We start from the raw sequence: 13006 nt of genomic DNA on the forward strand, positions 1-13006 counted from the left end.
CAGGAATAACTTATGCCCACGCGTTGATGACGCGCGAGGCATGCGGTCAGACAACATTGCAATGTGGTGAGGGTTATGGCTCAGGTCTTTAATTTCAGTTCAGGTCCGGCGATGCTTCCGGCAGATGTCCTTAAACTGGCGCAGAAGGAACTCTGCGACTGGAACGGATTAGGCACGTCGGTAATGGAAGTTAGCCACCGTGGTAAAGAGTTTATCCACGTGGCGGAGGAAGCAGAAAAAGATTTTCGTGACCTGCTTAACATCCCATCCAACTACAAAGTGCTGTTTTGCCACGGCGGCGGGCGCGGCCAGTTTGCCGGCGTACCGCTGAACATCCTCGGTGATAAAACCACCGCTGACTACGTTGACGCCGGCTACTGGGCAGCGAGCGCGGTGAAAGAAGCTAAAAAATACTGCACGCCAAACGTGATTGACGCGAAGATTACCGTCGACGGTCAGCGCGCGGTAAAACCCATGCGCGACTGGCAGCTTTCCGATAACGCGGCGTATTTGCACTATTGCCCGAACGAAACTATCGACGGTATTGCTATTGATGAGACGCCTGACTTTGGCAACGAGGTTGTTGTTGCCGCTGACTTCTCCTCAACCATTCTGTCCCGCCCGATCGACGTGAGCCGCTTTGGCGTTATCTACGCCGGTGCGCAGAAAAACATTGGTCCTGCCGGCTTAACGCTGGTTATCGTGCGCGAAGACCTGCTGGGTAAAGCACATGTTGCCTGCCCATCTATCCTTGATTACAGCGTGCTCAACGACAACGACTCCATGTTCAACACCCCGCCGACCTTTGCCTGGTATCTGTCCGGTCTGGTCTTCAAATGGCTGAAAGAGCAGGGTGGCCTGGCCGTAATGGATCGTATTAATCAGCAGAAGGCCGATCTTCTGTATAGCACCATCGATAGCAGCGATTTCTACCGTAACGATGTGGCGAGCGCCAACCGTTCCCGTATGAACGTTCCGTTCCAGCTGGCAGACAGCGCGCTGGACAAAGTCTTCCTGGATGAATCGTTTGCCGCCGGTCTGCACGCGCTGAAAGGCCACCGCGTAGTCGGCGGGATGCGCGCCTCCATCTATAACGCCATGCCGCTGGCGGGCGTACAGGCGCTGACGGAATTTATGCAGGACTTCGAGCGTCGTCACGGCTAATCGATTTTTGACCTATCCTCCCCATGGCCGCGTCATGGGGTTTTTCTTTTGTTTTTTGAGAGTTGAGTTTCATGGAATCCCTGACGTTACAACCTATCGCGCGCGTAGACGGCACGATTAATCTGCCTGGTTCTAAAAGCGTGTCGAACCGTGCGCTGCTGCTGGCGGCGCTGGCAAGCGGCACCACCATCCTGACTAATCTGCTGGACAGCGATGATGTTCGCCACATGCTGAACGCGTTGAAAGCGCTGGGAATTCACTACACCCTGTCTGACGATCGCACGCGCTGTGAAGTCACCGGCAACGCGGGCCCGCTGCAGGGCTCTGGCGAACTGGAACTGTTCCTCGGCAACGCGGGCACCGCTATGCGCCCACTGGCCGCCGCGCTGTGCCTGGGGGCAAATGATATTGTCTTGACCGGTGAGCCGCGCATGAAAGAACGCCCAATCGGCCACCTGGTGGATGCCCTGCGTCAGGGCGGCGCGCAGATTACCTATTTAGAGCAGGAAAATTATCCACCGCTGCGCCTGAATGGTGGGTTTATCGGCGGTAGCGTTGAAGTAGACGGTAGCGTCTCCAGCCAGTTCCTGACCGCGCTGCTGATGACGGCGCCGCTGGCACCGCAGGACACAGTCATTACCATCAAGGGCGATCTGGTGTCCAAGCCGTATATCGACATCACGCTGCATTTGATGAAAACTTTCGGTGTTGAAGTTGAAAACCAGAACTATCAGCGTTTTGTTGTGCGTGGTAACCAGCAGTATGTCTCGCCGGGCCAGTATCTGGTTGAAGGCGATGCGTCATCGGCTTCCTACTTCCTGGCCGCTGGCGCGATTAAAGGCGGCACCGTGAAGGTGACCGGCATTGGCCGTCACAGCGTACAGGGCGATATTCGCTTCGCTGACGTGCTGGAAAAAATGGGCGCGACCATCACCTGGGGCGATGATTTTATTGCCTGCACTCATGGTGAACTGAATGCCATCGATATGGACATGAACCATATCCCTGATGCCGCTATGACCATTGCCACCGCCGCGCTGTTTGCCAAAGGCACCACCACGCTGCGTAATATATACAACTGGCGCGTTAAAGAGACAGACCGTCTGTTCGCCATGGCAACCGAGCTGCGCAAAGTGGGCGCGATCGTGGAAGAGGGCGAAGATTATATTCGCGTGACGCCGACGACGACGCTGAATTTTGCTGAGATTGCGACCTACAACGATCATCGTATGGCGATGTGCTTCTCTCTGGTTGCGCTATCGGATACGCCGGTCACAATCCTTGACCCGAAATGTACGGCGAAAACCTTCCCGGATTATTTCGAGCAGCTGGCGCGTATTAGTACTCTGGCCTAATCCTTTCCTACCGCCAAAACGCCGACTTGATGTCGGCGTTTTTTTTCGGACTTTTTTGCCCTTGCGATGCAGTGTTACCCTTTTGTGTGAAATAAATTATTGATATTTAATAGTAATCAATCAATGGATGATTCATATGAAGAATGCAAAGGTGATGCTGACGCTGGCGATTTCCGCCACGTTACTGGTTGGCTGTAAAAATATGCAGGGTATGGATACCAATGCATTGGTGGGGTCCGGCATGACGGCTTATAAAGCGGCAACGCTGTCCGATGCTGACGTGAAGGCCCTATCTGACGATGCCTGTCAGCAGATGGACGGCGAAAACCAGCTTGCGAGCGCGTCCAGTCAATACACCAAACGGCTGAACAAAATTGCCAAAGCGCTGGGCAATAACATCAACGGCACGCCGGTGAATTATAAAGTCTACATGACCGCTGACGTTAACGCGTGGGCAATGGCTAACGGCTGCGTGCGCGTCTACAGCGGTCTGATGGACTTGATGAACGACAATGAAGTCGAGGGCGTGCTGGGCCACGAGCTGGGCCACGTTGCGCTGGGCCACTCGCGTAAAGCGATGCAAACCGCCTATGCGACCGTTGCGGCGCGCGACGCGATTTCAGCCACCAGCGGCGCGGCGGCGCAGCTGTCAAAATCACAGCTCGGCGATATTGCCGAAGGCGTGATTAACTCGGCGTTTTCTCGTTCCCAGGAGTCTGAGGCCGATGATTTCTCCTACGATCTGCTGAAAAAACGCGGCGTCAGCGCCCAGGGATTGGTGGGTAGCTTTGACAAGCTGGCCAGCCTTGACGCGGGTCATACGAAATCGTTGTTTGACTCTCACCCTCCTTCAGCCGAGCGCGCGCAGCACATTCGCGACCGCATTGCGGCGGATAAAAAGTAAATCATCATCATTTTCGGGTCGGCGCTTTGCCGGCCCACTATACTTATTTATTCTCCTGCAGTGAGCGCGTCTCATTCTGTCATTCGCAGACAAAAGTAACCGTCTGGCGCAGAGATGCGTATAATGCGCGGCGTTTACGTTGTGTATGCCTTTTATTAAGGAGAGAAAAATGACGGCAATTGCCCCGGTAATTACCATTGATGGTCCAAGTGGCGCGGGTAAAGGCACGCTGTGCAAAGCGATGGCCGAAGCGCTGCAATGGCATTTGCTGGACTCTGGCGCGATCTATCGCGTGCTGGCGCTTGCGGCTTTGCATCACCATGTTGATGTGAACTCAGAAGATGCCCTGGTCCCGCTGGCGGCCCATCTGGACGTACGTTTTGTCTCTACCGACGGCGCGCTGGAGGTGATCCTTGAAGGGGAAGACGTCAGCGGTGAAATCCGCACCCAGGAAGTGGCCAATGCCGCTTCGCAGGTCGCTGCGTTCCCGCGCGTGCGTGAAGCGCTGCTGCGCCGTCAGCGGGCTTTCCGCGAAGCGCCGGGCCTGATTGCCGACGGCCGCGATATGGGCACGGTGGTGTTCCCGGATGCGCCGGTCAAAATCTTCCTCGACGCGTCATCGGAAGAACGTGCGCAGCGTCGCATGCTACAGTTGCAGGAAAAGGGCTTTAGTGTTAACTTTGAGCGCCTTTTGGCAGAGATAAAGGAGCGTGACGATCGCGATCGTAATCGTGCTGTTGCGCCGCTGGTTCCTGCCGCCGATGCTTTAGTGTTGGATTCCACCACCTTAAGCATTGAGCAAGTAATTGAAAAAGCGTTAAACTATGCGCGCCAGAAATTGGCAATCGCGTAAAACGCGACCGAATTTGCAGTACCCCCGTTGCAATGGACTGACAGCGGGTATGTGAAACAACCCCATCCGACAAGGTGTCAGGTGGACGTTAATACTTAACCTGAAGATTAAACATGACTGAATCTTTTGCTCAACTGTTTGAAGAATCCTTAAAAGAAATCGAAACCCGCCCGGGTTCCATCGTTCGTGGTGTTGTTGTTGCTATCGACAAAGACGTAGTACTGGTTGACGCCGGTCTGAAATCTGAGTCCGCCATTCCGGCAGAGCAGTTCAAAAACGCCCAGGGCGAGCTGGAAATCCAGGTTGGTGACGAAGTTGACGTTGCTCTGGATGCAGTAGAAGACGGCTTCGGTGAAACCCTGCTGTCCCGTGAGAAAGCTAAACGTCACGAAGCTTGGATCACGCTGGAAAAAGCTTACGAAGACGCTGAAACTGTAGTTGGTGTTATCAACGGCAAAGTTAAAGGTGGCTTCACTGTTGAGCTGAACGGTATTCGTGCGTTCCTGCCGGGTTCCCTGGTAGACGTTCGTCCGGTGCGTGATACTCTGCACCTGGAAGGCAAAGAGCTTGAGTTCAAAGTAATCAAGCTGGACCAGAAGCGTAACAACGTTGTTGTTTCTCGTCGTGCCGTTATCGAATCCGAAAACAGCGCAGAGCGCGATCAGCTGCTGGAAAACCTGCAGGAAGGCATGGAAGTTAAAGGTATCGTTAAGAACCTCACTGACTACGGTGCATTCGTTGATCTGGGCGGCGTTGACGGCCTGCTGCACATCACTGATATGGCATGGAAACGCGTTAAGCATCCGAGCGAAATCGTGAACGTTGGTGACGAAATCAACGTTAAAGTGCTGAAATTCGACCGCGAGCGTACTCGTGTATCTCTGGGCCTGAAACAGCTGGGCGAAGATCCATGGGTAGCTATCGCTAAGCGTTATCCGGAAGGTACCAAACTGACCGGTCGCGTGACCAACCTGACCGACTACGGCTGCTTCGTTGAAATCGAAGAAGGCGTTGAAGGCCTGGTTCACGTTTCCGAAATGGATTGGACCAACAAAAACATCCACCCGTCCAAAGTTGTTAACGTTGGCGACGTAGTGGAAGTTATGGTTCTGGATATCGACGAAGAACGTCGTCGTATCTCCCTGGGTCTGAAGCAGTGCAAATCTAACCCATGGCAGCAGTTCGCAGAAACCCACAACAAGGGCGACCGCGTTGAAGGTAAAATCAAGTCTATCACTGACTTCGGTATCTTCATCGGCCTGGACGGCGGCATCGACGGCCTGGTTCACCTGTCTGACATCTCCTGGAACGTTGCAGGCGAAGAAGCAGTTCGTGAATACAAAAAAGGCGACGAAATCGCTGCAGTTGTTCTGCAGGTTGACGCAGAACGTGAACGTATCTCCCTGGGCGTTAAACAGCTCGCAGAAGATCCGTTCAACAACTGGGTTGCTCTGAACAAGAAAGGCGCTATCGTTAACGGTAAAGTGACTGCAGTTGACGCGAAAGGCGCAACCGTAGAACTGGCTGACGGCGTTGAAGGTTACCTGCGCGCTTCTGAAGCTTCCCGTGACCGCGTTGAAGATGCAACTCTGGTTCTGAGCGTTGGCGACGACGTTGAAGCTAAATTCACCGGCGTTGATCGCAAAAACCGCGCAATTAGCCTGTCTGTTCGTGCGAAAGACGAAGCTGACGAGAAAGATGCAATCGCTACTGTTAACAACAAACAGGAAGACGGCAACTTCTCCAACGCTATGGCTGAAGCATTCAAAGCAGCTAAAGGCGAGTAATCTTACGCATTTGGGTTTAACAACCTGAATTGTGATGAGTTTACTTGACAGATTGCAGGTTTCGGCCTGTAATCTAGCACAAAGGGCGGCTACGGCCGCCCTTGTTTAATAAGCTGTTAGCTAATTTTCCTTAAAAGGAAACCGGAGGAATCATGACCAAGTCAGAATTGATTGAAAGACTTGCCAGCCAGCAATCCCATATCCCTGCAAAAGCAGTGGAAGATGCGGTAAAAGAAATGCTGGAGCATATGGCCTCGACCCTGGCACAGGGTGAGCGCATTGAAATCCGCGGTTTCGGCAGCTTCTCTCTGCACTATCGAGCACCACGTACCGGGCGTAACCCGAAGACTGGCGACAAAGTGGAACTGGAAGGCAAATACGTGCCGCACTTCAAGCCGGGCAAAGAACTGCGCGATCGCGCCAACATTTACGATTGAGTTTCTGGCGCTAGCTTGCGCTAAACTTGATTGAGAGAAAAGCACCTGCGGGTGCTTTTTTCATTTCTGCACGCCGATTGTGGAATCGTCCTTCCAACGTTTTCTCAATGCCTGTACGCAGCGAATTCATGCTGCGAGCCGCCACGCAAACTGACTTTTCTGATCATGGCGTAGACGTTGTCGCGCGCGATACTCCTTGCAACAAGGAGGTATCGATGCGCTTGCCACTGCTGGCCTGCTACGTGCTGGCCGGAATATTACCGCTGGCCGTACTGCCTGTCTTACCCTCGCTCGAATATATTAAGATCGCTGCTGTTGGGCTCACCGCGCTCGGCGTTTGCGGCCGGGCAGGGCGCCGCATTGCTCTGGTGGGGCTACTGTTCTGCTGGGGGGCGCTGGCGGCCTGGCAGCTTCAGCTATCTGCGCAGATGCTGCCGGGTAAAAACCGGCAGGTTGAGCTGACGCTCACGCAAACGGACGGGCAGACGGTGCATCAGGGCACGCTCACCCGTCTGGAAGGGCAGCGCTTGATGCCGGGCATTCGGATTGCGCTCTACGGCAGCTACCTGCCACAGCCGCCATGCGTGGGCCAGCGCTGGAAGATGACGATTCGCGCCCGTGCAGTGCATGGTCAACTCAATGACGGCGGGTTTGATGCCCAGCGCTATGCGCTCTCCCAGCACCGTGCGCTGACCGGGCGAATCATTAGCGCTGAACCGTTAGCGCTCAGTTGCGGCCTGCGAGCGCGCTATCTGGCATCGCTAAAAACCACGCTAGCAGCATACCCCTGGCGTGACGTGCTGCTGGCGCTTGGGATGGGTGAACGGCTCTCGGTCTCGCCAGAGATTAAAACGCTGATGCAGCAAACCGGTACTTCGCATCTGATGGCGATATCTGGCCTGCATATTGCGCTCGGCGCTTCGCTGGGCTGGCTGCTGGTACGCGGCATACAGTTTTTTCTACCGGCATGGCTGATTAACTGGCGGCTACCGCTGCTGGCCTCGCTGGCAAGCGGGCTGGCTTACGCCATGTTGACGGGCATGCAGCCGCCCGCCCAGAGAACGATCGTTGCTGCGGCCGTCTGGTGTTTACTGCGGCTAAGCGGCAGGCAGTGGGCCGGTTGGGAGGTGTGGCTCTGTTGCCTGGCGGCTATCCTGTTTGTAGACCCGCTGGCGGTGCTTTCCGACAGTCTGTGGCTATCAGCATTTGCCGTTGGTACGCTCTTGTTCTGGTACCGGTGGGTACCGCTGCCGGAATGGCATTATCCGCGCCTGCTGCGTCCACTGGCGCAGCTGATGCATTTACAGCTAGGGCTGATGCTCCTGCTGACGCCGCTACAAATTCTGCTGTTCCACGGCATCAGTACCACTTCGCTGCTGGCAAATCTGCTGGCGGTGCCGGTGGTTACCTTCATTGCCGTGCCCTTGATTCTGCTGGCGATGTTTCTGCATCTGTGTGGTCCGGTGGTGCTGGAGACGCTGATTTGGTATTGCGCCGACAGGGTGATGGCGCTGGTGTTTGGCTACCTGCGGCTGTTGCCCGAGGGATGGTGGTACATTGGGCGAGCATGGCTGGGGGCGTCGTTATTACCGTGGGGGGCGCTGTTGCTCTGGCGGCTCCACGGCTGGCGGCGTTTTCCGGCATTGTGGATGTCACTAAGCGTGCTGCTGACGTTTCCACTCTGGCGAAAAACGCCGCCGGACCAGTGGCAGGTGACGATGCTGGATGTCGGGCAGGGGCTGGCAATGGTCATTTCACGCGGCGACAAAGCGCTGCTCTATGACACCGGGCTGGCGTGGCCCGGCGGCGACAGCGGGGCTCAGCTGATTGCGCCCTGGCTTCGTTGGCACGGGCTGACGCCACAGGGCATTATTCTGAGTCACGATCACTTAGATCACCGCGGTGGCCTGCGAACGCTCCAGCAAAACTGGCCGAAGGCATGGGTCAGAAGCCCGCTCGCGTGGTCCGGCCATCAACCCTGTGCACGCGGGCAGGCCTGGCGCTGGCAGGGGTTAATCTTTCGTGCGCTTTGGCCGCTGCCCGGTAAAGTACAGAAAGGCAATAATGGTTCCTGTGTGGTTAGGGTTGACGACGGTAAAAACAGTTTTCTGCTGACCGGAGATATTGAATTACCGGCAGAAATGGCCATGATGAGCCATTTCTGGCAGCCATTTGCGTCTACAATTATCCAGGTTCCTCATCACGGCAGCTCGACGTCTTCCGGTATCTCGCTGATTCAGCGGGTCGGTGGTGCCGTTGCGCTGGCTTCGGCATCCCGCTATAACGCGTGGCGCCTGCCTTCTGCGAAGGTAAAGGCCCGCTATCTGCAGCGGCATTACGGTTGGTTTGACACGCCGCACCAGGGCCAGATAACGGTCACTTTTGACGCGAAAGGCTGGCAGATTGAAGGCTTACGAGATCAACTTTTACCTCGTTGGTATCATCAGTGGTTTGGCGAGTCTCTCGATAACGGGTAGAATATGCGGCTATTTCAACATAAGCTGGTTTTTTGAATGCAGAACGACAAAGATCTCTCCACGTGGCAGACCTTCCGCCGACTCTGGCCAACTATTGCGCCGTTTAAAGCAGGGCTGATCGTGGCGGGCGTCGCGTTAATCCTTAACGCAGCCAGCGATACCTTTATGCTATCGCTTCTTAAACCGTTACTGGATGATGGTTTTGGCAAAACAGACCGCTCAGTGCTGCTTTGGATGCCGCTGGTCGTTATTGGCTTGATGATCCTACGTGGTATTACAAGCTATATCTCTAGCTATTGTATTTCCTGGGTTTCTGGCAAGGTCGTGATGACCATGCGCCGTCGGCTGTTCAGCCATATGATGGGCATGCCGGTTTCCTTCTTTGACAAGCAGTCCACCGGGACCCTGCTGTCGCGCATAACCTATGACTCTGAGCAGGTGGCATCCTCTTCCTCTAGTGCCTTGATTACCGTGGTGCGTGAAGGGGCTTCTATCATTGGCCTGTTCATCATGATGTTCTACTACAGCTGGCAGCTGTCGGTCATCCTCATCGTACTGGCACCTATCGTGTCGATGGCGATCCGCGTGGTGTCCAAGCGCTTCCGTAGCATCAGTAAAAATATGCAGAACACCATGGGGCAGGTGACCACCAGCGCCGAGCAGATGCTGAAAGGGCATAAAGAAGTGCTGATGTTCGGCGGCCAGGAAGTGGAAACCAAGCGTTTTGATAAGGTCAGCAACAAGATGCGTTTGCAGGGGATGAAGCTGGTCTCGGCATCGTCTATCTCTGACCCGATTATTCAGCTGATTGCCTCTCTGGCGCTGGCGTTTGTGCTGTATGCCGCGAGCTTCCCAAGCGTGATGGAAACCCTGACTGCCGGTACGATCACGGTCGTCTTTTCCTCCATGATTGCGCTGATGCGCCCGCTGAAATCGTTAACCAACGTCAACGCGCAGTTCCAGCGCGGGATGGCGGCCTGTCAAACGCTGTTCGCTATTCTGGATAGCGAGCAGGAAAAAGATGAAGGTAAGCTCGAAGTAGACCGTGCCAAAGGCAGCGTTGAGTTCCGTAACGTGACCTTCACCTATCCTGGCCGTGAAACGCCGGCGCTGCAAAATATCAACCTGTCGATCCCGCAGGGAAAAACGGTGGCGCTGGTAGGGCGTTCTGGTTCAGGTAAATCAACCATCGCCAGCCTGCTGACCCGTTTTTATGATATCGATGAAGGTGAGATTCTGCTCGATGGTCATGACCTGCGTGAGTACAAGCTTTCTTCGCTGCGTAATCAGGTAGCGCTGGTTTCCCAGAGCGTGCATCTGTTTAACGACACGGTGGCGAATAACATCGCCTATGCGCGTACCGACGAGTTCAGCCGCGAGCAGGTTGAAGAAGCGGCGCGGATGGCCTACGCGATGGACTTTATCAACAAAATGGATAACGGCCTTGATACGGTCATCGGTGAAAACGGCGTGCTGCTTTCCGGCGGCCAGCGTCAGCGTATCGCGATTGCGCGCGCGCTGCTGCGTAATAGCCCAATCCTGATTCTTGATGAGGCCACCTCGGCGCTGGATACCGAATCGGAACGTGCGATTCAGGCGGCGCTGGACGAACTGCAGAAAAACCGGACTTCTCTGGTGATTGCGCACCGTCTGTCGACAATTGAACAGGCTGATGAAATCATTGTGGTGGAAGACGGCCGGATTGTTGAACGCGGCAGCCATAGCGATCTGCTTGAACAGCGCGGCGTCTATGCTCAGCTGCACAAAATGCAGTTTGGCGAATGATAGCCAGAATCTGGTCCGGTGAATCGCCGCTCTGGCGGCTGCTGCTGCCGCTCTCCTGGCTATATGGTCTGGTGAGCGGCATCATCCGCCTGTGTTATCAACTGGGGCTGAAAAAGTCCTGGCGTGCGCCGTGTCCGGTCGTCGTGGTGGGTAACCTGACGGCAGGTGGCAACGGTAAAACACCGGTGGTCATCTGGCTGGTGGAGCAGCTTCAGCGTCAGGGCGTTCGCGTTGGCGTGGTTTCCCGTGGCTACGGTGGTAAAGCGGAGCGTTACCCGCTGCTGCTAAACGCGGATACCACGACCGCGCAGGCCGGAGATGAACCGGTGCTGATTTATCAACGTACCGGTGCGCCCGTAGCGGTTTCGCCGGTAAGAGTCGATGCCGTCAAAGCGCTGCTGGCGGCTCACGATCTCCAGATGATCGTCACCGATGACGGGCTGCAGCATTACCGTCTGGCCCGTGATAAAGAGATCGTGGTGATCGACGGCATACGTCGATTCGGCAACGGCTGGTGGTTGCCGGCCGGGCCCATGCGTGAACGAGCCTCGCGTCTTGAGAGTGTAGATGCGCGGATCGTTAACGGCGGCGAAGCGCTGGCGGGCGAGATCCCGATGACGCTACGTCCTGGTGAGGCAGTCAATCTGCTGACCGGCGAGCGCCGGCCGGTTGCCGCGTTGAACAACGTCGTCGCGATGGCCGGTATTGGGCATCCGCCGCGCTTTTTTGCCACCCTTAACGACGGCGGCCTGAAGCCGGTGCGCACGGTGGCGCTGGCCGACCATCAGGCGCTGAGTGAAGCCGACGTTCAGGCGCTGGTGGCACCCGGGCAGACGCTGATCATGACCGAAAAAGACGCGGTAAAATGCCGCCGTTTTGCGCAGGAGAACTGGTGGTATCTGCCGGTCGATGCCGTGCTTTCCGGCGATCGTGCGCAGACGCTGCTACAGGATTTGATTACCCTCGCACGGCGTTAATAGGCGTCGGCGATAGCAGGGGAAAAGCATGACACAGCTGCAGTTAACCCTTCGCGCCGCGCGTCATCTTCACCTGGCGGCGCAGGGGCTTCTGAACCGTCCGCGCCGCCAGCCTCAAGCGGCGGATATCCTTCGTACCATCCAGCAAATGTCGCTGCTGCAAATCGATACCATTAACGTGGTCGCCCGCAGCCCCTATCTGGTGCTCTTCAGCCGTCTTGGCGCTTACCCTTCCGCATGGCTTGATGATGCGCTTGCCCGCGGCGAGCTTATGGAATACTGGGCCCACGAGGCCTGTTTCCTGCCGCGCAGCGATTTTCCACTGGTTCGCCATCGTATGCTTGCGCCGCATAAGATGGGCTGGAAGTACCATCAAAGCTGGATGGATGAGCACGCCGACGAGATTATTGCGCTGAAGGCGCATATTGCTGAAAACGGGCCGGTACGCTCCGCCGACTTTGCGCATCCGCGTAAAGGGCAGAGCGGCTGGTGGGAGTGGAAGCCGCATAAGCGCCACCTGGAAGGGCTGTTTACCGCTGGCGAAGTGATGGTGGTTGAACGCCGCAACTTTCATCGGGTTTACGATCTGACGCAACGGGTGATGCCGCAGTGGGACGATCGCCGTGATGCGCTCACGCAATCGCAGGCCGAGGCGGCGATGCTGGAAAACAGCGCCCGCAGCCTGGGTATTTTCCGCCCTCAGTGGCTGGCGGATTATTACCGGCTACGGCAGCCAGATCTCCACGCGCTGCTGGCGCAGTGGCAGGCGCTGGCGCAGGTGGTACCGGTAGAGGTTGAACAGCTCGGTGAGATGTGGGTACATCGCAGCCTTCAGCCCGCGCTGGAGCGTGCGGCGGAGGGTAAGCTGACGGCGACGCACAGTGCGGTACTGTCGCCCTTCGACCCGGTGGTCTGGGATCGAAAACGCGCCGAACAGTTTTTCAACTTCACCTACCGCCTGGAGTGCTACACGCCTGCGCCGAAGCGTCAGTACGGTTATTTTGTCCTGCCGCTGCTGCATCGCGGTGAGATTGTCGGCCGCATGGACAGCAAAATGCACCGCAGCGACGGCGTACTGGAGATTTTCGCCCTCTATCTGGAAGCGGGCGTGCGGGTCAGCCAGCATCTGGAAAAAGGCCTGACGCAGGCCATCAACGATTTTGCCCGCTGGCAGGGCGCGACGCGGGTTAAACTTGGCGCGGTAGCGGAGAAACTCTTTCTTAATCAACGCGACGGTTGGGAGATTGACGCCGGCCGGTAGCGCTCT

The 13006-nt window shown here is 56.1% G+C and carries 10 protein-coding genes; all 10 read left to right on the forward strand.

Annotated elements, in window-relative coordinates; all coding sequences use genetic code 11:
* The first annotated feature begins 75 nt into the window (after positions 1–75).
* Positions 76–1164 carry a 3-phosphoserine/phosphohydroxythreonine transaminase gene (gene serC / locus H7R58_RS08210; RefSeq protein ID WP_106928840.1) on the forward strand — a complete coding sequence of 363 codons (1089 nt, stop codon included), beginning with the start codon at positions 76–78 and terminating at the stop codon, positions 1162–1164.
* A gap of 71 nt (positions 1165–1235) precedes the next feature.
* Complete coding sequence (gene aroA / locus H7R58_RS08215; protein ID WP_182929188.1) at positions 1236–2519, forward strand: 3-phosphoshikimate 1-carboxyvinyltransferase; 1284 nt, start codon at positions 1236–1238, stop codon at positions 2517–2519.
* Positions 2520–2655: 136 nt separating this feature from the next.
* The gene (locus tag H7R58_RS08220) at positions 2656–3423 is read left to right on the forward strand and encodes a metalloprotease LoiP (protein WP_182929187.1); all 768 of its coding nucleotides are present in this window, start codon (positions 2656–2658) and stop codon (positions 3421–3423) included.
* A 169-nt stretch (positions 3424–3592) separates the two neighbouring features.
* Positions 3593–4276: a (d)CMP kinase gene (gene cmk / locus H7R58_RS08225; RefSeq protein WP_106928836.1), complete on the forward strand. Its 684-nt coding sequence runs from the start codon at positions 3593–3595 to the stop codon at positions 4274–4276.
* A 113-nt stretch (positions 4277–4389) separates the two neighbouring features.
* Positions 4390–6063, forward strand: coding sequence for a 30S ribosomal protein S1 (gene rpsA / locus H7R58_RS08230; RefSeq protein ID WP_106928835.1), 1674 nt, complete (start codon positions 4390–4392; stop codon positions 6061–6063).
* A gap of 152 nt (positions 6064–6215) precedes the next feature.
* On the forward strand, positions 6216–6500 hold the full coding sequence (gene ihfB, locus H7R58_RS08235; RefSeq protein WP_015965094.1) for an integration host factor subunit beta: 285 nt from the start codon (positions 6216–6218) through the stop codon (positions 6498–6500).
* 215 nt (positions 6501–6715) lie between these two features.
* Positions 6716–8977 carry a ComEC family protein gene (locus tag H7R58_RS08240; protein WP_182934694.1) on the forward strand — a complete coding sequence of 754 codons (2262 nt, stop codon included), beginning with the start codon at positions 6716–6718 and terminating at the stop codon, positions 8975–8977.
* A gap of 36 nt (positions 8978–9013) precedes the next feature.
* Positions 9014–10762, forward strand: a complete 1749-nt coding sequence (gene msbA / locus H7R58_RS08245) for a lipid A ABC transporter ATP-binding protein/permease MsbA (protein ID WP_182929184.1) — start codon at positions 9014–9016, stop codon at positions 10760–10762.
* Positions 10759–11739, forward strand: a complete 981-nt coding sequence (lpxK, locus tag H7R58_RS08250; RefSeq protein ID WP_182929183.1) for a tetraacyldisaccharide 4'-kinase — start codon at positions 10759–10761, stop codon at positions 11737–11739. The genes msbA and lpxK overlap by 4 nt, the downstream gene beginning before the upstream one ends.
* A gap of 28 nt (positions 11740–11767) precedes the next feature.
* Positions 11768–13000, forward strand: coding sequence for a winged helix-turn-helix domain-containing protein (locus tag H7R58_RS08255; RefSeq protein WP_182929182.1), 1233 nt, complete (start codon positions 11768–11770; stop codon positions 12998–13000).
* Positions 13001–13006: the final 6 nt, after the last annotated feature.

Origin of the sequence: Klebsiella sp. WP4-W18-ESBL-05 (assembly GCF_014169075.1) — a bacterium.
Taxonomy (GTDB): Bacteria; Pseudomonadota; Gammaproteobacteria; order Enterobacterales; family Enterobacteriaceae; genus Kluyvera; species Kluyvera ascorbata_B.